Origin of the sequence: Vibrio hyugaensis (assembly GCF_002906655.1) — a bacterium.
GTDB classification, from domain to species: domain Bacteria; phylum Pseudomonadota; class Gammaproteobacteria; order Enterobacterales; family Vibrionaceae; genus Vibrio; species Vibrio hyugaensis.
The window spans coordinates 336071-362110 of the sequence record NZ_CP025794.1 but is presented as its reverse complement, the minus strand read 5'-3'; the positions used below and the strand labels follow the sequence as shown (position 1 = coordinate 362110).

The window sequence follows — 26040 nt, the reverse complement described above, 5'->3', positions numbered from 1 at the left end:
TTCCTAAAGACCTCAGCGCCTTGCTGGGGTCTTCTCTCTCTTTTAAATTACCTTTTCGATGTAAAGCTCGACCGAGCGCATAGTTTTCTTCATTTCATTACCTATACCCTTCGTGTTTTGTCACAATGGCTCAACTCCAATTGGTATATCATACCGAACAAACTATATAAAAAAGAACATAAGGTTACATCACTATGCGTACGCTGCTCTCTTTGCTTGCGTCACTATTATTAGGCAGTCAAGCAAACGCAAGTGACACTCAAAGCATCACTCAATGGCATGCTGTCTATCAATCTACTGTTAAAACAAATGTCGAATCGGCATTGAGTATGCTTCAAGACCGCTATCACACAGCAAGTTCCAACAGTGAAAAGCTATATGTGAGCGGGCTCATCTATGAATACATGGCAAACATCGATCAACCCTACTTTGGCAGTAGTCAAATTTTAAATAATCGTTTTGCTAAGTTGGAATCTCAATACATCCTTGCGCTAAAGGAACGCAAACTGGGTAACTATGATGAGTCCGTTAATCTTTTCACCGCATTACTACAAAGCACAAAACAATATAACGATGTGGAAAGCAAAGCCCTAATGAACTATCAGCTATGCTACACCTTGAATCAACAAGGCCAGTATCACAAAGCGAACTTTTTCTGCTCTTCTCTGAATAATCATTTAACGATCGAGCATCCTGAGAGATTCCCTAGTGACCTAGCGTTACGTGTTATTGCTAATAACTTCGACTATCGTGGTGAATACGACGTTGCTTTAGATCTTTATCGCCGCTTGCTAAGCAAAATGCCGGCTCAAAGCGATCCTTCAGGTGTTTACAATGATGTAGGTAACTTGCTGAGCGAACTTGGACAGTACGAGCAAGCCGAGCAATACCTTATTCAAGCTTTGCTGGCTCGCCAACTTGAAGCGACACCACTTGAAGTTGCTCAAGTCGAGCACAGTCTTGCATCTATGTATAACAAATCGAAAGACTACGACAAGGCAATCAGTCACTACAAAAACGCGCTAACCATTTTAAAAGAGTTGGATTACCCATATGGTCGAGGTCTGACCTATCTTGGCCTTGGTTCTGCTTATGTCGAATCAGGAAACCTGGAAAGTGCCGTACCCTATATAAAGAACGCACTAGAGCTGGGTAAACGGTATGAAAACAAGCGCTTAGAAACGGAGAGTCATTTGGCGGCAGGGTTTGCTTACTTTAAAAATAAAATGTTGGCGAATGCTCTTGAACATGGTGTCGCAGCTCTTGAGCTCGCATCAGATAATTCGAACTCCGCATTGCAAGCCAAGGCACAGCTTCTACTTTCACAAACTTATCGTGAGCAAGGCAACTATTTGGCCGCCCTGTCCCACTATCAAGATTACGCTACGCTAGAACTTGCGAACCGCGATGCAAACAACGTCAAAGCCATTGAAGCTCTAGACTTAACGAAAAATGAATATGAGTACGAGTTGCAACTAACGAAAATGAATAATGAGCGTAACCTAAAGTTACTTGAAGTCGAAAAGCTTGCGAAACAAAAAAGGGCGTATAACTTCGTTCTTTTCTGCTTACTGACATTGTTATTCGTCGCATTGTTCATTCAACGTAAAACATACATGAAATCAAAATTAGATCGTCTGACTGATTCACTCAATCGAAGTACGATTATTGAGAGAATACGGGCACAAACCGTTAAAGCTCCAGAAGATATGCGTTATGTGTTAGCACTCATTGACCTTGATAACTTTAAATCCATCAACGATCACTATGGCCATCCTACTGGCGATCTTGTACTAAAGCATGTGTGTAAAGCGGTTAGAGCAAAGTTAAACAAAGGGGAATACCTTGGTCGACTAGGTGGAGAGGAGTTTATTTTACTTCTGAAGAATGTTGATGAGATAGACGTGCCATTTCGTGTTCAGAGCCTTCACAAAACGATATCTGATAAGCAGATCAAAACTGAAAATGCTGAGGTACTGAGTGTAACTGCAAGCTTGGCCTATTTGTCTACATCAAAACCATTAACGAACTTTGATGAGCTGTATTCGATACTAGACCAAGCTTTATATCAAGCGAAGCAAAGTGGGCACGACGCTATGATTGATGCTTACAACGAGCCTATTGACCTTCCGTCTTCTGCTTTTGAATCAACGACTGCATAACGGCGTCTTTGTTGTTCAGATAGTCATCTAAGCCCGCTTTGCGCAGGTCGCAAGACGGGCAATCACCACAACCATCACCGATGATGCCGTTGTAACACGTTAGCGTGTTTTCACGAACTAGTTGCAGCGCATCATATTGATCAGCCAGTGCCCACGTTTCTGCTTTGTTCAACCACATTAGCGGAGTTTTGATTTCAAACTGACGATCCATACCCTTAACCAAGGCACTGTTCATCGCTTTCACAAAATCATCACGACAATCTGGATAGCCACTAAAATCTGTTTCACAAACACCCGTAATGACGGTTTCTGCGCCAATTTGGTAAGCGTAGATGCCAGCAAGCGTTAGGAACAAAATGTTGCGGCCAGGAACGAATGAGTTCGGCAAACCGTTTTCTTGAAGTTCATGAGAAACTGGAATGTCGTCACGCGTCAGAGAGCTAATGGCCAGTTCATTCAGTAAGCCAACATCCATCACTTTGTGTGCAGCGACGCCAAGATCTTTTGCAACTTTCTCAGCCACTTCAATCTCCAGCTTATGACGCTGACCGTAATCGAATGTGATGGCATGTACTTCGTCAAACTCTTTTAATGCTTGAACCAGACATGTTGTAGAGTCCTGTCCACCACTGAAAACAACGACTGCTTTTTTCATCTTTCTCTCCGAGCTTAAGCAATACTTAGGTATTTATGAGTTTGAACCGACAAACGCCAGTTGCGAGCAACACAGGTATCAATACACAGTTGTGTAGCGCGAGGCTTCTGACTGATAGGCTGAAGTGCGATTACTGTCTTCTCAGCGATTTCTGCAGAGGCCAACAATGCATCAAGCTGATCGATGTCTTTTTGGGTGCCAACCGGATGTTTGATCTCATTTGCGCGTTCTAATGCACTTTTGAGTACTGGTAGCTTCCCTTTCATTGCGACTTTAGGTGACACTGTCACCCATGTGCTTTCTGAAGTCACGACCTCTGAAGTACCACTGGTTTCGATTTGGCATTGGCAACCCATTTCTTCAAATGCAGCCGTCAACGCACGTAAATCATAAATGCATGGTTCTCCACCAGTAATCACAATATGCTTCGCATTGAAGCCCTGCTTTTTGTATTCAGCTACGATGTCTTCTGCCGAGGCGAAACACCACGTTGGAGAATCTTCTGTTTTCACCAAGATATCACCGATCTGGCGCTGGTCTTCTTCTTCTGCGTACCAAGTCTGTTTCGTATCGCACCAAGAACACCCAACCGGACATACTTGCAAACGCACAAAAACCGCCGGCACACCAGTGAAAACCCCTTCCCCTTGGATGGTTTCAAACATCTCATTTAGCTTATACAACGTAGAACTCACTCAACTCATTATACTTCGAGGCGAAGACCTTAATGGAGAGGCGCACTCAGGTCAATTTAAACCAAAAATAAATTGTTAAAATAGGTGGTTTTGTAGTTTCATACGCAGGTTCCCCATTTTTTAAGGTAAGTAAAGATGTACAAGCTGATCGCCCTAGACATGGACGGCACGTTGCTAAACAGCGACAAAGTAATTTCTGAAGAGAACAAGCAAGCCATTGCAAAAGCACGTGAAGCGGGTGTTACCGTTGTCCTTGCTTCTGGCCGCCCTCTTGAGGGAATGCAAGACAAGCTAGACGAGTTAAACATCAACTCTGACAAAGACTTTGTTTTGTACTACAACGGCTCTATGGTGAAAAACATTGGCACCAATGAAATCATCCACCAGCAGATCATTGATGGCAAAGCTGCGAAGAAAATTGCACGTAAAGCACGCGAGCTTGGCGCTTATGTTCACGCATTCAGCCAAGAACATGGTCTGATCACAGTAGAAAACAACCCTTACACTGACATCGAAGCAAAAATCAATGGCGTAGCAGTCACTGAGATGAACTTTGATGCGCTAGAAGATGATCATGCGATCATTAAAGCAATGATGGTTGCGGAGCCAAGTAAACTAACTGAAGTTATCTCAGCCCTACCAGCAGAGCTAAAACAAGAGTTTACAGTTGTACAAAGTGCGCCTTTCTTCTTAGAGTTTTTGAATCCTTCAAGCAACAAAGGCGTCGGTGTTTCGGCAATCGCAGAATACTTAGGCATCAAAGCTGAAGAAGTGATTTGTATGGGCGATGCCGAAAACGACCACCACATGCTTGAATACGCAGGTCTTGGTATCGCAATGGCGAACGCGATGGAAGAAACCAAACAAATCGCAGACTACATCACAGTCAGCAACGACGATCACGGTGTAGCTAAATCGATCGAGAAATTTGTGCTTAACGCGTAATCCTCTGAGTCGAACTGAATTGATGTAAAAAAGCCTCGCATTTGAGCGAGGCTTTTTGTTATCCATTTTCTAGCTAAGCGCTCTGTTTCGCACGCTTTCCACACGTCAGTTTTCTAGCTAGCGTAATAAAAGTCAGCATTAGCAACGGGTAATGGAACGTATTAAAGACCAGAGACCAGAACCCACTGAACGAAACCGTTGTTCCCAAGTAGAGATAGAGTTGGTCAACCAACAACAAGGCCAAAATAACAAACAACATCTGCTGGCGCTCAAATCGAATATCCGACTCTTTAAATGTCATAACCAGTGCAGACGCTGTAATTAAAATCGCTAACCAACTGGTGAACACAGGCAATGGCCAGATAACAGAGATCACCGCCGTAATTGCTGTCATGGTGAACCAAACCCCTTTCGAGGTGAGCAGTCTATCGACATCTATTTCTGGATTATCTTCCAAACGCAAAACATGCCATGCCACTAGAACGCCCAGCAACGCACCAACAGACATATCCAGAATAAACGCAGTCCCTAAGAAGAACTTGCAGAACATTACAGTTAAAGTGACCAAGCCCGTCAACAAAGTGACTCGATTTAATCCAAAACTCTTCGTTCTTTGGAATAAGAAGGTCATCACACAGAACCAAATCGCGATCGGCAAGCTTGGGAAACTAAAGCCAAAGCTATGCGTTAACTCTGTGATCGGCATATAAACGTGCGGCCTTGGTAGCGAGAACCCCTGTTGCGCAACCAATACCATCAGAGAAGTCGCAGTGATTGAGAAAAATAGACGGTACACGAAACGGCTATCAAACTTCATCATGACAAACGGGAACAAAAACAGCAGAAACGTTGGATTGCTGATGCCCGTTACCAATTTTGCAACTTCACAGGTTGTTTCACGGCTTGCTGACGAAAATGACGCGATCCAGCTTTGTAGATCAACCATCCAAGAAAGCTCAAGTTGACGAAAACCCGGTGCGGAGTCTATCAATTGGTCAACATAGACGACTGATTGATTTGTCGCTCGCGAATAAAATTCAGCCACCTCTTTCCATTGCGCAGGATAACGGTAAAGAGAAGCAGACATGTTGCTCGGGTTTGCAATCATTGCAGAGGCGACTTCTACGCCATAATGCGGCGCAAACCAAATTGGAAGCTCGTTGCCATCTAAAGTGTTGGTCATAGAAAACGCAATTACTTCTGAATCAGAGACACAGTCATAGAATACTGCTGTATCCGTTCTACCTAGCTCCTCGCCGACGGTGACAACTAGGCCGGTTTCTTCCCAAGTTTCTCTTTGCGCAGCGAGTTTTGGTGACTCACCTTCAATAACAGTACCGCCAGGGAGAGAAATCTTATTGGTTAATATTTCATGGATTAAAACCAGTTTGTCATCTGCGCGGACAATACAAAGCGCCCCTTTTACGTCTTCAGGAAGAGGATTCGCGGCAGATGTAGGAGATACAAACAAAGAAATGGAATACAGGATGAGAAAAAACAGCTGTCTCAGCACAAAATACGACCTTTAACAAAAAAGAAGAATCACCTAGCTATGATGGCAGGATTACCAATATTTTTCGACATAAATTAAGTAACCAGTTGTACATTTAGCACACATGTCAAAAAACGCTTTGCGACACTCTTCAAAATAGTTCTGACAAAAATCAGACATAACTCGAAATATTGGCAGCGATTTTGCCAGTTATATTAAGTTAACGTCAGAGGAATTTACGTGGATTTTACGCCTTCTCAGAATTGAAACAAGAAAGAGAGCTTATTGTCGATAACAAATAAACTCTCTTTATGGTTCACTTATGCTTTTACAGCTTTAACCATGCATCTGTCCAAGCTGATCCCACACCCGGCTCATATGCACTCGGAATCGAACCACACCAAAAACTGTTTGGCCAAGGCTTACATTGGTAACTTGCACCGTTATTCGTCACCACGTCCCCTGCAGAATAATTCGTACCCGCTTGGTAAGCATCACCTGAAGATGGCGGCGTTGGTGGTGTTGGCTCTGTCGGTGGCTCTACAGGAGGATTAGTCCCAGAACAATCTGAGCTGCCAATTGACTGCCACACTCCCCAAGGACCCGAGTCGGAAGGGTTATCGCCTTGAGTCCACCATTGCGCTTGCCATAATTGACCAGCCCAAGAAACAGTTTCACCCGTGTTGTATACGCCACTCGCTTGCCATTCACTTTCACAACTACCTGATGGCGGTGTCGTTGTGCTAGTGGCGGAAGCTGTAGCCATTGCTTGGTATGTAGTACTGGTTTTATCAATGCCAAAAGCCAAAGCGACTCTCGCATCACCGGCTTGAAACGCACCAAATTCCACATCGACACGACACGAACTTCCTACATTGAGCGTCGATTGTGCACATTGGTCTCTGGTGATCATCGCAGATTTCGTGACGCCAGAACTTTGAAGCCCCACATTTTCTACAGTAAACGCAACATTACCGAGATTTTGAATACTGAAACTGTGTTGCTTCAGCTCGCCCACTTTAAAAGAAATCAAAGTCTGATTTGCGGTGTAACCAACAGAAACATTATCTGTCGGAGGCGTTGTCGTACCTACGACGCCATCAACAAAACTGCGCAACGCCGCAATGTCGCTATACACACCGTACTTACCCGGTCGGGCACAACCTATACCCCAACTGACGATACCTAGCTGAGTGACGAGACCGTTATTATTAACGACGATGGGACCCCCGCTATCTCCTTGACAAGAGTCAATGCCACCTTGCGGCACACCCGCACAGAATGATACTGAGCCAACCGTGGTGTAATTACCGCCAGCTTGTCGACAAGTCGCATCAGAGACCAGAGGAACATCCACTTCTTGCAGAGCGATTGGCGAACTGCCCCCCTCCGAAGTTCGGCCCAGGCCGGCAACGGTTAACCAATCACCTACGCCTGCATATTGCGAGACACTGCCTGCTGCGATATCCACTTTCGCGACACCTTGAGGGATCGAAGTGAGCTTAAGCAATGCTATGTCATTTGAAAGCGTAGAAGCATTATAAGAAGGATGAATATAGATCTGGCTAACGTTAGAGCGTACACCATCAGTGCCGTTATAAATCACACCACCAATTTTTACCGCTATTTGATTTGGTGTGTCACCGTCAACACAGTGAGCAGCAGTAAGTACGAAACCATCCCCAATATAACTCGCCCCGCAAAAAGAACGATTACCATTGCGGCTGACTATCTGCGTATAAAATTTCCAGTCATTGGGGTTTGCCGTGATACCACCCACGATATCCGGCTGAATTTCATTGTTTTGTGTCTGCGTGACTTGATCTGCACTTGCCAACATTGGCAATAACGCCGTTGCAAGTAAGGTTTTTGATAGATTCAATGTTATTTTCCTCTTGTTTTATGAGGCACTATTCATGTGCCACTTACAAAACAAGCAAACAAAAACAACATCACCAATTTGGATGAGAATGAGTCGCCGAACATTGCGACGAGACTAATAGCAAATACTGACTACTAGACTCAACTTTTGCATCATCAGATTACATAAGTCACTAAGTTACCGTCTTAGCTACGCATTAATTAACGTTCAGACAACGACTTTCTTAACCAATGAATATGATGCCCAAAACCTTGGTTCTCATAGAGAGCAATCGCGGTTTGATTGAAGTCCCAAACCTCAACAAACATCTGTTTCACTCCGTAATCAACGAATGTCGCCTCTATCTTTTCAATCAAAGCCTTTGCGGTACCTTGCTTGCGATACTTGGGTAAAACGTAGAGCTCATCAACGCTTCCCATCATGACTGGCTTACTAACCGTAGAAATAAGCTCGCAGAAGTGCCCTGACACAAAGCCGATGATCTCATCCTCTACTCTAGCGACATACACCAAACATTCAGGATTATCGAGATAACGAGCAATGCTCTTTTCTTGTTCGATTTCTTCTGCGGTTTTAAACAGCTCTGGGGATTGGATATGGTGCTCATCATGCAGCTCGAACATCAAATCATTGAGTTGTTCAAGATCATCAAAAAGCGCTGGTTTGATTACAAAAGTAGACATAGGAAAAGAAGCCAAAAACAGGAATCCATATAGTGTGTGTTTAAACATGCATTTAGGCAAGCAGGAATGCAAAAGCCTCTTGCCAACAAAGCAAGAGGCTCTAGTGTTTGTGCTTGCTCCTAGGTAACCTAAGGGCGCACTTAATTAAGATCGTACTTAACTAGCCGCGCTTAAGCACTCGTTCGATTTCGCCTAGACTGGAAGGGTCATCAATGGTTGATGGCACCACGTATTGCTCGCCATCGGCTATTTGACGAATGGTTCTTCGCAAAATTTTACCTGAGCGGGTCTTTGGCAAACGGTCAACAACCAGCGCATGTTTAAAGCACGCTACTGCGCCAATCTCGTTGCGCACTTTACCCACCAACTCACCTTCTAGCGTTAGATCATCAATCTTCACACCATCTTTAAGAACCACGAACCCAAGTGGTAGCTGCCCCTTTAACTCATCGTGGATACCAACTACCGCGCATTCTGCAATCGCTGGGTGACCACCAACGATTTCTTCCATCTCGCCGGTAGACAGACGGTGACCTGCGACGTTAATTACGTCATCAATACGACCCATGATAAACAGGTAACCCTCTTCATCTAGGTAACCGCCATCTCCCGATACGTAGTAACCCGGAAATTGACTTAGATAACCTGTTTCAAAGCGATCATGGTTGCGCCAGACAGTCGGTAGACAGCTTGGTGGTAATGGGCGCTTCAAAGCCACAAAACCTTGCTGATTTGCGCCTACTGGCATGCCTATTTCGTTTAGAATTTCGACCTGATAACCAGGTATCGGCTTAGTAGCAGACCCCGCTTTAATTGGCATCATCTCGATACCGGTCGGATTGCCCGCGATCGCCCATCCAGTCTCTGTTTGCCACCAGTGGTCAATGACCGGCTTATCTGCTTTGCTTTCGACCCATTCTAGCGTTGGTGGGTCAAGGCGTTCGCCTGCCATAAAGATTGAGTCGAGGTTGGACAAGTCGTATTGCTTAATGAACTCGCCTTCTGGGTCTTCTTTCTTAATTGCACGGAAAGCGGTTGGCGCGGAGAAAAGCACGTCCACTTTGTATTCATCACAAACACGCCAGAATGCACCTGGGTCTGGAGTTCTCACCGGTTTGCCTTCGAATAGAATTGTTGTACAGCCATGAATAAGCGGCGCGTACACAATATAAGAGTGACCAACGACCCACCCTACATCCGATGCAGCCCAGAACACGCCATCTTGGGGAATGTTATAAATCGACGTCATCGAATATTTCATCGCCACGGCATGACCACCATTGTCACGCACCACACCTTTTGGTTTCCCTGTTGTGCCAGAGGTATACAGAATATAAAGAGGATCTGTCGCTAGCACAGGGACACACGCATGAGGCAAAGCTTGCGCGTATTCTTGCTGCCAATCTAATTCACGCTCAAGATTAAGCTCCACTTCGCACTGCGGGCGCTGAAGAACAATAACTTTCTCTGGCTTCCAACGACTGTCCATAATGGCTTTATCAACCATGGGTTTGTACGGGATCACCTTATTGATTTCGATGCCACAAGACGCCGTCATGATGACTTTGGGTTCCGCGTCTTCAATTCGAACGGCAAGCTCATTCGGAGCAAAACCGCCAAACACCACCGAATGAATCGCGCCCAATCGAGCACACGCTAACATCGCCATTGCCGCTTCTGGGATCATAGGCATGTAGATGACCACACGATCGCCTTTAGTTACACCTTGGTTGGAAAGCATACCCGCGATCTTTGCCACTTGGTCACGCAAAGCTTGATAGCTGTAAGTTTGTTTTTGCCCCGTCACTGGCGAATCATAAATCAGGGCGGTTTTATCGCCTCTCCCTTGCTCACAATGGTAATCCAACGCGAGCCATGACGTGTTCAATACGCCGTCAGGAAACCAACGTTCAATCCCATGTTCGTCAGCTTGTAAGATGGTGTTTGGCGCTTCAAACCAATCGATGTTTTCAGCTTGAGCACGCCAAAAGTTTTCCGGTTCATTTTGTGCCCAAAGGTATTCTTTTTGATATGCAGACATATTGCTTCCTCCAGTATGTCCTGACATTGCTTTTTAATACCAATCGCATTAATTAGATGTTCAGAAGATTGCGTAGGTAAAACCGCTTAGAACAAGGCAAAGATTGCAGCTAGCTAGTTGTTCTACCTACACCTTCTTTAACTAAGAAATAGGTTTAACGAAGTTATCAGCGGTTTTAACAAGCAAGAATGATCAAATAATTGATGTGGTTGGTATAAGTATTTCTACCATGCAATTGTGCTATTCAAAGACATTGGAGGGAACACGCACATAGCCCTCCATCAGTATTCTCGCGCTGCGGCTCATGATGGCCTTCTCAACCACCCAACCTTGTTCTGTTTGTTTGGCTTTTGCCCCCACCTTAAGCGTTCCTGATGGATGCCCAAACGTCACTGATTCTTTCTCTCCGCCACCAGCCGCCAAATTGACTAGAGTACCCGGAACGCATGCCGCCGAGGCAATAGCGACCGCTGCGGTTCCCATCATAGCGTGGTGAAGTTTGCCCATAGATAAAGCTCGGACGAGAATATCGACCTCACCTGCATCTACGGCTTTACCACTCGACGATAAATAGGATTTAGGCTGGGAAACAAACGCAATCTTAGGCGTGTGTTGAGTTGTTTGAGCCTCTTCGAGCGAATCAATAAGCCCCATTTTTAACGCGCCATGAGCACGAATAGACTCGAACCTTGCAAGCGCAGATTCATCGTTATTGATGTCATCTTGAAGCTCGGTGCCTTGGTAACCCAGCGCTTCTGCATCTATGAAGATCGTCGGTATGCCTGCGTTGATGAAGGTGGCGTTGAACGTCCCAACATCCGGCACGACCAAATCATCTACTAGATTGCCGGTTGGAAACATGCTGCCTTCGCCATCAGCAGGGTCGACAAAATCAACTTGGATTTCTGCCGCTGGGAACGTCACACCATCAAGCTCAAACTCGCCTGTTTCTTGAACGAAACCATTTACGATTGGCACATGAATCAATATGGTTTTGCCAATATTTACTTGCCATACACGTACGGTAACGATGCCGTTTTGAGGAATACGATCTTCGTCGATCACCCCTGCATGAATGGCAAAGGGACCGACTGCAGCAGAAAGGTTGCCACAGTTACCACTCCAATCGACAAACGGCTTATCTATCGATACTTGCCCGAACAGGTAATCAACGTCGTGATCGGCTCGCTGACTGCGCGACACAATCACGGTTTTACTGGTGCTGGAAGTCGCGCCGCCCATGCCATCAATTTGTTTGGCATACGGGTCTGGGCTACCAATCACACGAAGTAGCAGTTTGTCTCTTGCCTCGCCTGCAACTTGCGCTGTTTGTGGCAAGTCTTCAAGGTTGAAGAACACACCTTTGCTCGTACCGCCGCGCATGTAAGTCGCCGGGACTTTGATTTGGCTTTGCATCTTGCTATCCATATCTTGCTCCGTTATTGCGCTATCTATTGCGAGAGGAAATCTTGAGCAAAGCGCTGTAACACACCGCCCGCTTTGTACACGTGAACTTCATCTTCGGTATCGAGTCGACAAGTCACCGGCACATCAACCTTGTCGCCATTTGCACGAGTAATCACCAACGCCAAATCAGCACCTGGAGTGATATCGCCGATAACGTCATAAAGCTCAGTGCCATCTAATTCGAGCGTATTTCGGTTCACGCCTTCTTTAAATTGCAGAGGAAGTACGCCCATCCCAACTAAGTTGGTACGGTGAATACGCTCAAAACCTTCTGCGACAATGGCTTCTACACCCGCCAAGCGAACGCCTTTCGCCGCCCAATCTCGCGACGAACCTTGGCCATAATCCGCACCTGCGACCACGATAAGCGGCTGCTTGCGATTCATGTAAGTCTCAATCGCTTCCCACATGCGTGTCACTTTGCCTTCAGGTTCGACTCTCGCCAGCGATCCTTGCACTACTTCGCCATTTTCCTTGACCATTTCGTTGAACAGTTTCGGGTTAGCAAAAGTGGCGCGCTGCGCCGTTAAGTGATCGCCTCGGTGAGTCGCGTATGAGTTAAAGTCTTCTTCTGGCACGCCCATCCTCGCAAGGTACTCACCTGCGGCGCTGCTTGCCAAAATTGCGTTCGATGGCGACAAATGGTCGGTAGTAATGTTATCGCCTAGAACGGCGAGAGGACGCATTGAAGACAGAGTTCGCTCACCCGCCAAAGCGCCATCCCCCTCTTTTTGCCCCTCTTTTTTCCAGTAAGGAGGTCTTCGGATATACGTACTCATCGGGCGCCAATCGTAGAGCGGATTTGGGTTACGAGCCTCATCATTCAGTTTGAACATTTGAATGTAGACTTGATTAAATTGCTCAGGCTTAACGTACTCACCCACCACAGCATCAATTTCTTCATCCGTTGGCCACAAGTCGTTGAGATAAACCGGCTTGCCGTCTTTGTCTGTTCCTAAAGAGTCACGTTCGATATCAAAACGAATCGTACCGGCTAACGCGTAAGCAACGACCAAAGGTGGCGATGCTAAGAATGCTTGTTTTGCATAAGGATGAATTCGACCATCAAAGTTGCGATTCCCAGAAAGTACCGCCGTTGAATACAGATCTCGGTCGATGATTTCTTGTTGGATTTTCGGGTCAAGTGCACCACTCATACCGTTACAGGTTGTACACGCATAAGCCACGATACCAAAACCAAGCTTTTCTAGTTCAGGGAGTAAGCCAGATTCTTCAAGGTAGAGTCGAGCCACTTTAGAACCCGGTGCAAATGAAGACTTCACCCAAGGTTTGCGCACCAACCCAAGCTCATTCGCTTTCTTAGCGACCAGACCCGCTGCGACAACATTTCTTGGGTTACTGGTGTTGGTACAAGAAGTAATCGCCGCGATGATCACCGCGCCATCTGGAAGTTCGCCTTCTTTCTCTTGCCATTCGCCAGAAACACCACGCTCAGCAAGTTCTGAGGTAGGTAAACGACGATGGGGATTAGATGGACCAGCGAGATTGCGGCCGACTTTGGACAAATCGAACTCAAGTACGCGTTCGTAAACAGCAGTGTCTAAATCATCTGCCCATAGACCTGTTTGCTTGGCGTACTTCTCGACCAAGTCGACCTGTTGATCATCGCGCCCCGTCAGTTTGAGGTAATTAATGGTCTGCTCATCAATGTAGAACATCCCAGCGGTTGCACCATATTCTGGCGTCATGTTTGAGATGGTCGCGCGGTCGCCAATGGTTAGGTCTCGCGCCCCTTCACCAAAGAATTCGAGATAAGATGAAACCACGCGTTCATTTCGCAGAAACTCGGTAATTGCCAACACGATATCGGTGGCAGTAATACCCGGTTGACGCTTACCAGTAAGCTTCACACCAACAATGTCTGGCAGACGCATCATCGACGGGCGACCAAGCATAACCGTCTCCGCCTCCAAACCGCCGACCCCAATCGCAATAACGCCAAGAGAATCAACGTGAGGTGTGTGACTGTCCGTGCCGACACAGGTATCTGGGTAAGCAATGCCTTGCTTGGCTTGCACAACCGGAGACATCTTCTCCAAGTTAATTTGGTGCATGATGCCGTTACCCGCAGGAATGACGCTGACGTTCTCAAACGCCGTTTTACACCATTCAATAAAATGGAATCGGTCTTCGTTTCTACGCTCTTCTATCGCACGATTTTTCTCAAACGCGTCTGGGTCAAAGCCTGCGTGTTCAACCGCCAGTGAATGGTCAACGATCAATTGCGTTTCAACCACCGGGTTTACTTTCGCTGGGTCACCGCCTTGTTCGGCAATCGCATCACGCAGACCAGCGAGGTCGACTAATGCGGTTTGTCCAAGGATGTCATGGCAAACCACGCGCGCCGGATACCAAGGAAAATCAAGGTCACGCTTGCGTTCAATCAACTGTTTTAAGCTATCAGTGAGCGTACTTGGATCGCAGCGACGAACCAACTGCTCTGCTAAAACGCGTGAGGTGTATGGGAGCTTTTCATAGGCTCTAGGAGAAATATCGTTGACCGCTTCTCGGGTATCAAAATAATCGAGTTGAGTTCCCGGGAGCGGCTTACGATATTGAGTATTTATATTTGTGGTGATGCTCATGGGCTTGCTTCCGCTTTAGTGTACATCTTGTGCCTGAACGCACCGCGATACTGTTTTTGAAATGGATTCGCGGTGAAAGAGACGCCCCTTGTGAATGCCATCAAGGCGGAACCCACAAAGAGGCGTCACGCGCTAGCGTTGTTCGATTGGCACCCAGTCTTGATGATCCGGTCCGGTATAATCCGCACTTGGGCGAATGATTCGGTTGTTCGCACGTTGTTCATACACATGCGCCGCCCAACCTGTCAGTCGGCTCATCACAAAGATTGGTGTAAACAATTTGGTTGGAATATCCATGAAGTGGTAAGCCGAAGCATGGAAAAAGTCGGCATTACAAAACAGACCTTTCTCGCGCTTCATGACGGATTCCACACGCTCAGAGACAGCGTAAAGATGTGTCCCCCCCACCTCTTTCGATAACGCTTCTGACCAACGCTTGATCAGCGCATTGCGAGGGTCACTTTCGCGGTAGATCGCATGACCAAAGCCCATGATTTTGTCTTTGTTCTCTAGCATTTGCAGAATATTGGCTTCTGCCTCATCTGGCGTTTGCCAATCTTGAATCATCTCCATCGCCGCTTCGTTTGCACCGCCATGAAGTGGACCTCGCAGCGTGCCGATAGCAGCTGTGATACAAGAATGAAGATCAGAAAGCGTAGAAGCACACACACGCGCCGCAAATGTTGAGGCATTAAACTCATGCTCTGCATAAAGAATCAAAGAACAGTGCATCACCTTTTTGTGCGTTTCACTTGGTGCTTTATCGGTAAGCAGTTTTAGGAAGTAGCCGCCAATGCAGTCTTCGCTGTTATCGTGCGTTTTGATTCGCACGCCATCGTGGCTGAATCGATACCAGTAACAGATGATGGCAGGAAAAAGCGCCAGCATTCGCTCAGTAGCATGCAGCTGTTGCTCAAAGTCCATTTCTTGCTCTAAGTTACCTAGCATAGAGCAACCTGTGCGCATGACATCCATCGGATGTGCATCAGCAGGAATCAGCTCTAACGCTTGCTTAAGCTCCGCTGGTAAGCCACGCAGGCTCAATAGATGTGTCTTGTAGGCGTCTAGCTCTTGTTGATTAGGTAAGTGACCGCGTAACAGCAAATGCGCCACTTCTTCAAATTGAGCATGATTTGCTAAGTCCGTAATATCGTAACCACGATACGTTAGACCCGTCCCCGTTTTACCGACAGTACATAAAGCTGTGCTTCCAGCGCTTTGACCGCGTAGACCTGCGCCACCTATCTCAGCTTTCTTTTCTACAGAATGAGGCATTGTTGAACTCCTTTTCTGTCTGATTTAGCTCTCTTTATGGGCTCTTTTGAATCAGACAATTTTCACGTTATTGGTGGATACTCAAGTGACCTCAAGTTATCGAATTCAGAGCCTTGTCACTGGCTTCAATTCGAGTAAAGTAACGCCGTGTAATAGCCAGCTATTTCCAAGTTACTTGCCGATGAAGTGGAGTCAGTGACAGGCTCCCAACGGGCGAGTTTGTTTGGCTCGTAGTCTTTGTTACTGGTTTTAGATGTAGGTCACTAGATCTTAAAATCAGTGCCGCGCCTACAAACCAAACAACTCTCGCTGAACCGCGTAACTTGAGGTTACTTGAGTATTAATATTCCGTTTATCTATCTTTTCTTGGGCTTCCGTTTGTTTCTTCGTTGACCTGGTTGGTCGCTATTTGAGCCTATTTATCCTCCGAGAACAGCTTATCTAACTTATTCTCGTAGTCGTGGTAATTGAGGTGCTCATACAGCTCTTTTCGTGTCTGCATTGAATCAAGCAGCGCTTCTTGGTTACCAACTTCTAGCAAGTGTTTGTAAACCATCTCGGCAGCTTTGTTCATCGCACGGAATGCGCTCAATGGGTACAAAACCATGTCTACTTTGGATTGGGCTAACTCTTCACAGCCGTAAAGTGGCGTTTGCCCAAACTCAGTAATGTTGGCAAGAATCGGAACGTGCTTCCCTGTCGCGTCTTCAAGCGCTGTCGAAAACTGTTGATATTGGTCTAGCTGATTCATCGCCTCTGGGAAGATCATGTCTGCGCCTGCTTCCACACACGCAATCGCTCGTTCAATTGCACTGTCCATGCCTTCCACCGCTAACGCATCGGTACGAGCCATAATGACAAAGCTTTCGTCATTACGTGCATCCACCGCTGCTTTCACTCGGTCGACCATTTCTTGTTGGCTAACAATCGCTTTATTTGGACGATGGCCACAACGCTTCTGCGCCACTTGGTCTTCCATGTGTACTGCCGCCGCACCTGCTTTTTCCATCGCTTTAATGGTGCGAGCAATATTAAATGCACCGCCAAAGCCAGTATCGATATCAACCAATAACGGCAAATCACACGCGTTGGTGATGCGGTCTACATCCACCAAAACATCGTTCAGTGTCGTAATGCCAAGATCTGGCAAACCGTAAGATGCGTTGGCGATGCCGCCACCCGACAAATAGATAGCTTGGTGACCCAAGTTTTTCGCCATCATGGCGCAGTATGGGTTAATGGTGCCGACGATCTGCAGCGGGTTGTTTTGCTCAATGGCGAGTCTGAACTTCGCCCCCGGAGATAAGCTCATGACAATTTCCTTCTAGTCTTGTTCTCTATACCCAAGTAACCTCGAGATGCATGGTTCAGCGAAAGTGACTTGGTTTGCAGACGCGGCAACGATTTGAAGATCTAGTAGCTCTAAATCAAAAATCGTTAACAAAGTATGCGAGCCAAGGCAATTCGCCCTTCGGGAACGAGTCACTGAAACAATTTCTTCGTCAAACGACTTGGAAATAGATCTTACGCTGCTTCGTTTTCCTTGAACTTGAGTCAGTGACTCGTTCTGAATCCTGCATCTTGAAGTCACTTGGGTATATCTCTACTTTCAGAATGTAGGATCTGTAATTCGATGAGTTTTCGGCTGCCTGAGATATGCCTTCTCATCAGCATTTCTGCCAGCTCTTCATCACGGTTGCGAATCGCTTGCAGAATGAATTTGTGTTCGTTGAGTGCTTCATTAGGACGAGATTGCGCACGTGGCGATTGGTAACGATACATGCGTAGCAAGTGATACAGCTCGTCGCAAAGCAGAGAGATAAGCTTGCTGTTTCGGCTCGCTTGAATGATTCGATAATGGAAGTCGAAGTCACCATGCTGGTGGAAATAAGACGAGCCTTCAACTTCGTCAATATGTTTGGAATGTGTCGACAATAGCATTTCCAAACTCAGTAACTCTTCTTGAGTGATATAGCGAGCCGCGAGCCTTGCTGCCATGCCTTCTAACGCTTCGCGGACTGAATACAATTCGATAAGTTTTTCTGGAGAGAAAGTAATAACACGAGCACCAACGTGCGGAATGCGCTCAATCAAGCCAAGCCCTTCAAGACGCATCATGGCTTCACGCAAAGGGCCTCTACTCACTTGATATTTCTTGGCTAATTCAGGCTCTGAGATTTTACTTCCCGGTTCAATTTCACCACTTACGATCGCTTCCACTAACGATTCAGTCAGCGATTCAGATTTAGTGTGCTCCTTCTCAGAGACAATCACTTTATGACGAGTTTTCAATTCTGTATTCATATTCAAGGCACTCGTATTTAGAAATCAAAGTGTCAACAATTTGTTAACCTGAATATAAAATAGACGATCAGATTGTCGACAATCAAGCAAATTGTCGACAATTTAGACTAAGGTATAGTGTTATTGAGTGATTTATGAGTGGAAAAGTATTCAATTCGATAAGAGCAAGCTGAAATTGTCGACAATAAAAACCCAATAAATTCAGTAAGTAAAAAGAGTTAGGGAGCACAATCGCTCCCTATTTAGGTTCAATTTGGTAACTAGCGGTCAGATCTGTCTAGTTGACCAACTTGTAGGTTAAGTCTTTTTCACCCAACAAACCGGATTCAACGAGGTTTCTCTCTAACATCATATCTTGCAGTTGTTTGAGCGAATTGATGTTGCCGTAACTACGACGGATCTGGTCAAACGCTTCTTCCAGTTGCGGTAGGTTTTGTGCAATATTCATCGCGACCATTTTCTTGTCACGTTTTATCCAGTTCTTGGCAGATTGGTATTTATTACCGAATTTTCTCGCCCAACTTTTGTGATATGACTTACTGTCCTTTTCTACATTTTGCAAAAATTATTTCGCCATCGTTTTTGCATTTTGGCTCGCCATAAAGAACTCCTTTTCTTTTAATAAATCGAATAGCGAATAAGATCTAATACTGCTATTTTTTGAGTAATTTGATTAATAATAGTATTTATATTTCAAATTTTTATTATTGAAAAGTTAAAGCACAAGGATATGCAATGGCTGATAAATACAGCAGTTCGGCTAGCTTGATGTCTGCAAAAGATTCAAGTAATCAAGAACATATCATAAGCAATGCAACAATAAAGCAAGCCTTATCGGAGCCCTTTGAAATCAAAGCAATGCTGGTATCCAGTGGCTTTGACATGCAAGATCAACTAGGTCAGTTTCTTACAATAAACCGTTATTTCAACGAATCTGGCAGCAATACACTCAATCGTTCCTACAATGGAGTTGTGACATTGATCCAACATTTAGGAATGGATTCTAATTTGCAGAATCACCAATACGAAATAACGCTTAAACCTTGGTTTTGGTTATTAAAACACACACATTCTTTCCGGGTTTATCAAAATCAATCCACACAAGAAATTGTCAGTGATATTTTCGATAACGCTGGTTTCAAAGGAAACTATAAAATATCCAGCATGCCTTCGACCAAGCGTGAATATTGTTTGCAATATAACGAATCGGATTTTGACTTCGTTTCTCACCTGCTCGCTGAGGAAGGTGTTCATTATTATTTCGAGCATGCGAGTGGTTCACACACCATGATTTTGCAAGATGCTCAAACCCCATTTGATAAAGCCAGCACAGCGAAATTTGATATGAAGGAAACGCCGACAGGATCACTTCCTTTGCTTGAAGATTGGTGCCCTACCGTTGCTTTTCATGGCGCGAGTGTTGAGCTTTCAAGCTACGATTATTCGCAGACGAAACTCATCACCAGCGGCAGTAAAACCTCCAGCAATACCATTGCCAACAACACTAAACTTGCCAACACGCGTTACCCGACTTTAGGCATCAGCGGTGACATGACGGATCTCTCTAGTAATCTTGCCAAGCGTCGAATCGAGTATGTCGAGCAGGATTACCAAAGTGTCATTGCCAGCGCAAAACATGATCTCTTCGAGCTCGGTACTTACTTCTCGCTCTCAAGCCATCTAGACAAAGATCAACTTGGTGACTTTTCGGTCATTAGTATGGAAGTGGAATACACTGAAAGTGCACAGAGCAGCACCAGACTGAAAGTGATCCCAAAAGATACCCCTCACTACCCTCAACCTCGCTCAAAACAAGTCGTTCAGGGCTTGCAAAGCGCAGTCGTTGCTGGCTCAACCGCGGGTGGTATTAATCAGGACGAACAAGGTCGCGTGCGTATTCAATTCCAATGGGATACAGACGCAAGTGGCGACAAAACCAGTTGTTATGTTCGCGTCGCACAAATGCTTGCGGGAAGTGGTTACGGTGCTCAGTTTGTGCCACGAGTCGGGCAAGAGGTTCTGGTCTCTTTCATCGATGGCGATCCAGATAGACCAATCATCACAGGCAGCGTTTACAACAGCAAAAATGCCCCGCCATACGCAGAAGCCAACACAACAAAGTCAGGCATCAAAACTCAGCTTTCTGGTGAAAGCAATGAGCTCTACTTCGATGACAAAAAAGACAATGAACTGCTTTACCTTCATGCAGCCAAAGACCTGACACAAGAAGTTGAAAACAACCAAACCGAAACCATCAAGGGTGAACTAAGCCAGACAGTTACCAAATCGGTATCAGTGTCGACAGAAGACAACTACTCGCTGAGCGTAACCAAAGCATTAAGCGAAAAAGCCAAGTCGATTTCGATTGAAGCTGACGATTCTATCGAGCTCAAAGTTGGCTCAAGCAAAATAACCCTGTCCTCATCATCCATTGCCATTGAAGCAACCAATATCGACGTCAAAGCCAGCAGCGCGCTGAATTTGGAAGGGACCAACGTCACCAGCAAAGCCACTTCAGCCAACAAGGTTTCAGGCACCACGACGGCGCTTGAAGCAACCAGTTCAAACAGCATTTCTGGCTTGAGTATTTCCATCAAAGCGGACACCACGCTTTCTGCTGAAGGCTCTTTGAGTGCGGAGTTTAAATCGGGTCTCAAAGCGACATTTGATGGCGGCGTAATGGGTGAAGTGAAAGGCGCAATTGTAAAGGTTAACTAATGAAATATAAGAAGATTCCATACCAAACGGCTGGGCAAATACTACCGAGATTTAAAGCTAGCAACGAAGCAAAGGCACTGCTCGACGAAGAAACCAGCATCAGCGATGCAATTCAATCACTTAGAGACAAAGAGCTCTACAACGATCTCGTGCAGTTTTTGACGCACGCTCTGCCCGTCCGTGAAGCCATCTGGTGGGGAGCACTGTGTTTAAATCAACGTAATCAAGAATGGTCACCACTTCAAAAGCAGAGTGTCGAAACTTGCATGGCTTGGGTGCGTTCACCCTCCGAAGAATTGCGCCGCAAAGCCGAACATCTATCTCATCGATTGGAACTGAATTGTGGGCCATCTTGGCTTGCTCAAGCAGTATTTTGGAATGGTTCTGGCAGCATCGTTGCACCAGATATTCCACCCGTTATGCCTGATCCATTTTTGTATGCCAAAGCGACTGCAGGTGCGATAAATCACGCAGCTGCCCTTCCTGAATGGGACAAAACTAAACCTTACTATCAAGCCGCAATCGCAATGGCTTTGGATATCGCTGCAGGCGGTCAAGGCACCCCAGATAGCCAATCACAAACTGCAGTGCAAGGAGAAGCACGATGACATTACCTGCAGCTCGTATCACTGACATGCATGTATGTCCAATGCAGACACCTGCAACGCCGCCAATTCCTCATGTGGGTGGTCCAGTCACTGGTCCTGGGGCACCTACTGTGTTGATAGGTAGCTTACCTGCCGCAACAGTGAGTGACGTTTGCGTGTGCGTTGGAACTCCAGATTCTATCGCGATGGGAAGCACGACCGTGCTATTAAGCAATAAGCCTGCCGCTCGGATGGGCGATACCACTTCACATGGCGGTAGCATCGTTGCTGGCATGCCCACAGTCCTTATAGGGGGATAAAACCCCTATATAAATCAGGATATTATATTGATAGATGCATTCCTCCGACCAATTTTTTGGATCAACCTCTTAGTTTTTATTAAATGTTTAATTTACATCAACTAATTTAGAAATCTCTCCTAGACTCAAACTTACAAACTATGAACTCAGGCGAATAAACCACCCCTGACTTAATAAAACAATAATTCACGGATTGAATATGGTTGATGTTGATAGTCTTTTGGCTCCTATCACAAATGGGTCGCCAAGTGGCGTCTATCTAAAGCTTGATAGAAGTGCTTATCGAGCACTGAGAAACAATTACAATGCGGCGCAGTCGTCATTTCGCCAGTTGGTTGAAACTCCTGACGCGTCTGGTGATCAAGCGTTGCTTGAGAGCAACGATGAGAACTGGGTACAACTGCGAACCGCTACCTACCATGCCCTCACCCAGTCAAGCAAAGACTTGGAGTTGCTGGGTTGGTATATCACTAGCCAGTTGTTCACCGACTCACCCTATCGAAATCTTGCCGACGCAACGCAAGTTCTTTTAAGCACTGTGGAGCAGTTTTGGGACTCACTCAATCCGTTCCTTCCTGAAGACAAACTAAAAAGCGCAGAAGAGTCCGGCATCGCAAGAGAGCGCGCTGAGTTCCGGATGAAACCTCTGCTACAACTTGTCGGCGAAACTCAAGATACCACTGCCCTGTATATGCCTTTGCAGTTGATTGGCTTGATTGACGATGTCACCTTTGGCGATTACCTACGCGCAGAGCGCAACGGTTCGCTTGGCGAAATCAAAACTAAAGCGCAAAACCTATTCAACGCTGACACGCAAGACACCTTAATGGATTTGGCACAAACCTATCAAAATCTTGATGCCATAGAACAAGCCATCGCTCAGCAGTGCCAACCAGTTAATGCCACGCCAGTAAGTTTCAAATTCATTAAAGAAAACATCGCCGAACTGATTAACGCGATTCGTCATCTCACTGAAAACAAGTTTTCTAAATGGCCGCTGGATGATCAATTTAGATTGATTTCTGAAGAAGCTCAGGCTCCCCCCGTCGAGGCAAACTCTCCTGAAACAACCAATCAGGCAAATGAAGATGTAAAAGCAGCACCAGCCTCATCAGAGCCAGAAACAGAACAAATTACGACGCCGTTGCTAGAGCCGATTCCTTCAAATGAAACACACCAGCCAGCGGCACCAACTACGATGAATATCGCAGGCCAGATTCAAAATCGCGATCATGCCTTTCATGAACTTAGAAAGTTAGCTGACTACTTCAAACAAACCGAACCACATAGCCCAGTGCCGTTCTTACTTGAGCGAGCGATTCGTTGGGGCTACCTAAGTTTGCCTGAACTACTGCAAGAGATGACGGGCGGCAACAACCAAGTGCTGGCCCATATCAATCAACTCACTGGAATGGACAACTTAGAACAAACCATTCTTAAGACAATTCCTGAACCACAACCAGCGCCAGAGTCGGTTCCAACCGTGCCAGCGCCTGAGGTTCAAACGCCCTCTAATGAGGAGTCTCAAAGTGCAACGTCAAAAGAACCAACAACGTCAGAGCAAAGCGACACTCCTAATACAACCAACCAACCAGAAGTAAAAACTACTCAATCGTCGAGCGGTATTACCGATTTCGAGTGGTGAAGCAAATAATGCTAAAAAGCAAAGGAGAACTAAATGGCTTCTATTTACATGAGAATCGATGGCACTACCCCAAAAGGTGCTGCAACGGTAGATAAGATCGGTGGCAAGGATGGATTTTTTGCTATTGATACAGTGAACTGGAGTGCCGTTCGTGGCGTTGGCATCGACGTCGGTAATGCGAACAACGCAGACCAAGGCATGGTCGCGCTAGGTGAAGTGAACATCACTCGAGGTTGTGATGGCGCGACCCCTTACCTAACCACTTTCCTTTATGCTCCGGGCGGTGAAGGTAAAACCATCGAAATCGTCATGACCAAACCAAACCGTGAAGGCTCTGGCGCGGATCCATACCTAATCCTGACACTAAGCGCAGCACGTATGTCGAGCTACAACATGGGCGCGTCTGATGGTCACCTACCAAATGAATCGTTTAGCCTCACTTACACCGAGATTTCGAAAGCGTACTACATCGAAGGCGAAGGCGGCAAAATCGAGAAAGGTCCTGAAGTGGGCTTTGACGCGACGACAGCGAAAGTTACTTCGACAGCTTCTTAATGGAATAAGGAGATACCATTATGGCACTGAACTCCCAGCACAAGCGAGTTAGCAAAAACCGTGTAAGTATTACTTACGATGTCGAGACGAATGGCGCAGTAGAAACCAAAGAACTCCCTTTTGTAGTGGGAGTTGTGGGTGATTACTCGGGTCACAGACAAGACAAAGAAAACGTGGAAGATCGTACCTTCTACAACGTCGACAAAGACAACTTCGATACCGTGATGAAGCGCGTTGGTCCAGAGCTTTCACTCAAAGTGGACAACGTTTTGGTTGATGACGACAGCCAAATCGAAGCGAGTCTGAAATTCTCATCAATGAAAGATTTCGAGCCTGAAGCAATCGTTGAGCAAGTTGAACCGCTTAAGAAACTTGTTGAGACTCGTAACCAACTCAAAGTACTGCTTTCAAAAGCGGACCGTTCTCGTGATCTAGAGAAGCTACTCAAGGAAGTTCTGCAAAGTGCAGACACTATCAACGCCCTTTCCGATGAGCTAGGCATCCAGAAAGAAGGAGCAGAATAATGACGACGGAAGTTGAAAACCAACCACAAGCAGAAGCGGCTGAAGCTTCGTTGAGCTTTCTGGATCGTGCAATCGAAGCGACCACAAAAACGCCAGCGGATACAACAAAAGAACTGTTCTCAGTATTAGCAGAGCAAGCGCTAAGCGGCACGGTAACATGGGACAAGAACGTCACCAAAACGATTGAAAACGCCATCGTAGAGATCGATAAAAAGCTTTCTAAACAGCTATCGAAAGTCATGCAAGAAAATGACTTCCAAAAACTAGAAGGCTCATGGCGTGGTCTGCAAAAACTGGTTAAAGAGAGCGACCTAGGGCGTTCACTGAAAATCAAAATGGTCGACTACACCAAAGACGAGCTGCTTGATCAATTTGAAGATGCGCCAGCCATCGACCGTAGCCCACTGTTTAACGCGGTATACCAAGGCGAATACGGCACAGCAGGTGGTGAACCATACGGTACCTTCATCGGTGACTACGAGTTCAGCGCAAAAGATGAAGACGTCGCCCTACTACGCTACATGGGTGAAGTAGCCGCTGCGTGTCACGCTCCGTTCATTGCCGCAGCAAACGCAGAAATGTTTGAGTTCAATGACTTCACAACCTTTGAAGAAGGCAAACCTGTTGCGGCTGGTTTTGATTCTCCGGCTTATGCTGCATGGAACTCGTTCCGTGAAAGTGACGACGCGCGCTACGTAACTCTAACACTACCTCGTACACTCGCTCGCCTTCCTTACGGTGAGAAAGGTCTTGGCACCAAACTGTTTAGCTACGAAGAGTTAAACACTGACCAAGATGGCAATCCGAATCCATCTAGCAACGATGAGTTGGTTTGGTCAAATGCGGCTTACGAGTTGGGTCTGAAAATGACGCAAGCGTTCACTGCGTACGGTTGGTGTACAGCGATTCGCGGTCTGGATAACGGAGGTAAAGTAGAAAACCTACCAAACCTAACGTACAAGACCGAAGCTGGCGACTTGGTTCAGCAATGTCCAACAGAAGTGAACCTAACCGACGAACGCGAGAAAGAGTTAAGTGACCTAGGCTTCTTGCCACTGGTTCACTACAAGAACTCAAACTACGGCGTGTTCATCGGTGGTCAAACAACACAGCAACCGAAAACGTACACAGATCCAGATGCAACAGCAAACGCAGCCATTTCAGCACGTCTTCCTTACATCATGGCAAGTGGTCGCATCGCTCACTACTTGAAAGTCATGGGTCGCGACAAGTTAGGTTCAAACCTAGAAGCGCCAGACATTCAACGCGAACTTCAACTATGGATCGATCAATACACCAACGCAGGTGCAATTGGTAACGATCAACGAGCGAAAACGCCATTGGCAGAGTCTCGCATTGAAGTGGTTGAACAACCGGGTAAACCGGGCGCGTATTCAGCCGTTGCTCACCTAAGACCTTGGCTACAACTTGAAGAACTGACTACGTCGGTTCGCATGGTAGCGAAGATCCCAGGTTAAGCATGA

21 protein-coding genes are annotated in these 26040 nt (G+C 46.1%); 9 read left to right on the top strand and 12 right to left on the bottom strand.

The window, feature by feature from the left end; genetic code table 11:
- The first annotated feature begins 194 nt into the window (after positions 1–194).
- On the top strand, positions 195–2162 hold the full coding sequence (locus C1S74_RS02440) for a tetratricopeptide repeat-containing diguanylate cyclase (protein WP_045403232.1): 1968 nt from the start codon (positions 195–197) through the stop codon (positions 2160–2162).
- On the opposite strand, the gene queC is transcribed toward C1S74_RS02440, so the two are convergent.
- A complete protein-coding gene (gene queC, locus C1S74_RS02435; RefSeq protein ID WP_045403229.1) occupies positions 2119–2817 on the bottom strand; it encodes a 7-cyano-7-deazaguanine synthase QueC in 699 nt (232 codons plus the stop codon). The genes C1S74_RS02440 and queC overlap by 44 nt on opposite strands.
- Positions 2818–2831: 14 nt before the next feature.
- A complete protein-coding gene (gene queE, locus C1S74_RS02430; RefSeq protein ID WP_038894142.1) occupies positions 2832–3482 on the bottom strand; it encodes a 7-carboxy-7-deazaguanine synthase QueE in 651 nt (216 codons plus the stop codon).
- Between the two features lie 165 nt (positions 3483–3647).
- Between queE and C1S74_RS02425 the strand changes: the two genes are divergently transcribed.
- The gene (locus C1S74_RS02425) at positions 3648–4457 is read left to right on the top strand and encodes a Cof-type HAD-IIB family hydrolase (protein ID WP_045403226.1); all 810 of its coding nucleotides are present in this window, start codon (positions 3648–3650) and stop codon (positions 4455–4457) included.
- A 73-nt stretch (positions 4458–4530) separates the two neighbouring features.
- Here C1S74_RS02425 and C1S74_RS02420 read toward each other — a convergent pair whose 3' ends face one another.
- From C1S74_RS02420 to C1S74_RS27110, 10 genes are all read right to left on the bottom strand, one after another.
- Entirely contained in the window at positions 4531–5970 is a 1440-nt protein-coding gene (locus C1S74_RS02420) for a bifunctional NUDIX hydrolase/phosphatase PAP2 family protein (protein ID WP_045403223.1), read from the bottom strand.
- A gap of 307 nt (positions 5971–6277) precedes the next feature.
- On the bottom strand, positions 6278–7831 hold the full coding sequence (locus tag C1S74_RS02415; protein ID WP_052437320.1) for a trypsin-like serine protease: 1554 nt from the start codon (positions 7829–7831) through the stop codon (positions 6278–6280).
- Between the two features lie 200 nt (positions 7832–8031).
- Positions 8032–8514, bottom strand: a complete 483-nt coding sequence (locus C1S74_RS02410; protein ID WP_045403221.1) for a GNAT family N-acetyltransferase — start codon at positions 8512–8514, stop codon at positions 8032–8034.
- A 160-nt stretch (positions 8515–8674) separates the two neighbouring features.
- The gene (locus C1S74_RS02405; RefSeq protein WP_045403219.1) at positions 8675–10555 is read right to left on the bottom strand and encodes a propionyl-CoA synthetase; all 1881 of its coding nucleotides are present in this window, start codon (positions 10553–10555) and stop codon (positions 8675–8677) included.
- 240 nt (positions 10556–10795) lie between these two features.
- A complete protein-coding gene (prpF, locus tag C1S74_RS02400; RefSeq protein WP_045403216.1) occupies positions 10796–11983 on the bottom strand; it encodes a 2-methylaconitate cis-trans isomerase PrpF in 1188 nt (395 codons plus the stop codon).
- A gap of 23 nt (positions 11984–12006) precedes the next feature.
- Positions 12007–14628 (bottom strand): Fe/S-dependent 2-methylisocitrate dehydratase AcnD, encoded by a 2622-nt coding sequence (gene acnD / locus C1S74_RS02395; protein WP_045403213.1) that lies wholly within the window; start codon positions 14626–14628, stop codon positions 12007–12009.
- Positions 14629–14760: 132 nt separating this feature from the next.
- A complete protein-coding gene (gene prpC / locus C1S74_RS02390; protein WP_045403209.1) occupies positions 14761–15903 on the bottom strand; it encodes a bifunctional 2-methylcitrate synthase/citrate synthase in 1143 nt (380 codons plus the stop codon).
- A 415-nt stretch (positions 15904–16318) separates the two neighbouring features.
- Positions 16319–17215, bottom strand: a complete 897-nt coding sequence (prpB, locus tag C1S74_RS02385; RefSeq protein ID WP_045403206.1) for a methylisocitrate lyase — start codon at positions 17213–17215, stop codon at positions 16319–16321.
- 275 nt (positions 17216–17490) lie between these two features.
- Positions 17491–18207, bottom strand: coding sequence for a GntR family transcriptional regulator (locus tag C1S74_RS02380; protein ID WP_045403204.1), 717 nt, complete (start codon positions 18205–18207; stop codon positions 17491–17493).
- A gap of 277 nt (positions 18208–18484) precedes the next feature.
- Entirely contained in the window at positions 18485–18655 is a 171-nt protein-coding gene (locus tag C1S74_RS27110; RefSeq protein ID WP_244184846.1) for a hypothetical protein, read from the bottom strand.
- A 287-nt stretch (positions 18656–18942) separates the two neighbouring features.
- On the opposite strand from C1S74_RS27110, the gene C1S74_RS02370 reads away from it, so the two are divergent.
- The 7 genes from C1S74_RS02370 (at position 18943) to tssC (ending at position 26034) form a co-directional block, all read left to right on the top strand.
- The gene (locus C1S74_RS02370; protein ID WP_045403199.1) at positions 18943–20925 is read left to right on the top strand and encodes a type VI secretion system Vgr family protein; all 1983 of its coding nucleotides are present in this window, start codon (positions 18943–18945) and stop codon (positions 20923–20925) included.
- Positions 20925–21533 (top strand): DUF6931 family protein, encoded by a 609-nt coding sequence (locus C1S74_RS02365; RefSeq protein WP_045403197.1) that lies wholly within the window; start codon positions 20925–20927, stop codon positions 21531–21533. The genes C1S74_RS02370 and C1S74_RS02365 overlap by 1 nt, the downstream gene beginning before the upstream one ends.
- Positions 21530–21832 (top strand): PAAR domain-containing protein, encoded by a 303-nt coding sequence (locus C1S74_RS02360; RefSeq protein ID WP_005426629.1) that lies wholly within the window; start codon positions 21530–21532, stop codon positions 21830–21832. Before C1S74_RS02365 ends, C1S74_RS02360 begins: the two co-directional genes overlap by 4 nt.
- 199 nt (positions 21833–22031) lie before the next feature.
- On the top strand, positions 22032–23477 hold the full coding sequence (locus C1S74_RS02355) for a type VI secretion system protein TssA (RefSeq protein WP_045403194.1): 1446 nt from the start codon (positions 22032–22034) through the stop codon (positions 23475–23477).
- Positions 23478–23510: 33 nt separating this feature from the next.
- Positions 23511–24032: an Hcp family type VI secretion system effector gene (locus C1S74_RS02350; RefSeq protein WP_005443647.1), complete on the top strand. Its 522-nt coding sequence runs from the start codon at positions 23511–23513 to the stop codon at positions 24030–24032.
- Between the two features lie 20 nt (positions 24033–24052).
- A complete protein-coding gene (gene tssB, locus C1S74_RS02345) occupies positions 24053–24556 on the top strand; it encodes a type VI secretion system contractile sheath small subunit (protein WP_045403191.1) in 504 nt (167 codons plus the stop codon).
- Positions 24556–26034 (top strand): type VI secretion system contractile sheath large subunit, encoded by a 1479-nt coding sequence (tssC, locus tag C1S74_RS02340; protein ID WP_045403189.1) that lies wholly within the window; start codon positions 24556–24558, stop codon positions 26032–26034. Before tssB ends, tssC begins: the two co-directional genes overlap by 1 nt.
- The last annotated feature ends 6 nt before the right edge of the window (positions 26035–26040 follow it).

What these genes read in the sequence shown, in the direction of transcription:
- C1S74_RS02440 (WP_045403232.1), top strand. Translation starts at nt 195, where the DNA reads ATGCGTACGCTGCTCTCTTTGCTTGCGTCACTATTATTAGGCAGTCAA.
- queC (WP_045403229.1), bottom strand. Translation starts at nt 2,817, where the DNA reads ATGAAAAAAGCAGTCGTTGTTTTCAGTGGTGGACAGGACTCTACAACA.
- queE (WP_038894142.1), bottom strand. Translation starts at nt 3,482, where the DNA reads ATGTTTGAAACCATCCAAGGGGAAGGGGTTTTCACTGGTGTGCCGGCG.
- C1S74_RS02425 (WP_045403226.1), top strand. Translation starts at nt 3,648, where the DNA reads ATGTACAAGCTGATCGCCCTAGACATGGACGGCACGTTGCTAAACAGC.
- C1S74_RS02410 (WP_045403221.1), bottom strand. Translation starts at nt 8,514, where the DNA reads ATGTCTACTTTTGTAATCAAACCAGCGCTTTTTGATGATCTTGAACAA.
- C1S74_RS02405 (WP_045403219.1), bottom strand. Translation starts at nt 10,555, where the DNA reads ATGTCTGCATATCAAAAAGAATACCTTTGGGCACAAAATGAACCGGAA.
- prpF (WP_045403216.1), bottom strand. Translation starts at nt 11,983, where the DNA reads ATGGATAGCAAGATGCAAAGCCAAATCAAAGTCCCGGCGACTTACATG.
- acnD (WP_045403213.1), bottom strand. Translation starts at nt 14,628, where the DNA reads ATGAGCATCACCACAAATATAAATACTCAATATCGTAAGCCGCTCCCG.
- prpC (WP_045403209.1), bottom strand. Translation starts at nt 15,903, where the DNA reads ATGCCTCATTCTGTAGAAAAGAAAGCTGAGATAGGTGGCGCAGGTCTA.
- prpB (WP_045403206.1), bottom strand. Translation starts at nt 17,215, where the DNA reads ATGAGCTTATCTCCGGGGGCGAAGTTCAGACTCGCCATTGAGCAAAAC.
- C1S74_RS02380 (WP_045403204.1), bottom strand. Translation starts at nt 18,207, where the DNA reads ATGAATACAGAATTGAAAACTCGTCATAAAGTGATTGTCTCTGAGAAG.
- C1S74_RS27110 (WP_244184846.1), bottom strand. Translation starts at nt 18,655, where the DNA reads ATGAATATTGCACAAAACCTACCGCAACTGGAAGAAGCGTTTGACCAG.
- C1S74_RS02370 (WP_045403199.1), top strand. Translation starts at nt 18,943, where the DNA reads ATGGCTGATAAATACAGCAGTTCGGCTAGCTTGATGTCTGCAAAAGAT.
- C1S74_RS02365 (WP_045403197.1), top strand. Translation starts at nt 20,925, where the DNA reads ATGAAATATAAGAAGATTCCATACCAAACGGCTGGGCAAATACTACCG.
- C1S74_RS02360 (WP_005426629.1), top strand. Translation starts at nt 21,530, where the DNA reads ATGACATTACCTGCAGCTCGTATCACTGACATGCATGTATGTCCAATG.
- C1S74_RS02355 (WP_045403194.1), top strand. Translation starts at nt 22,032, where the DNA reads ATGGTTGATGTTGATAGTCTTTTGGCTCCTATCACAAATGGGTCGCCA.
- C1S74_RS02350 (WP_005443647.1), top strand. Translation starts at nt 23,511, where the DNA reads ATGGCTTCTATTTACATGAGAATCGATGGCACTACCCCAAAAGGTGCT.
- tssB (WP_045403191.1), top strand. Translation starts at nt 24,053, where the DNA reads ATGGCACTGAACTCCCAGCACAAGCGAGTTAGCAAAAACCGTGTAAGT.
- tssC (WP_045403189.1), top strand. Translation starts at nt 24,556, where the DNA reads ATGACGACGGAAGTTGAAAACCAACCACAAGCAGAAGCGGCTGAAGCT.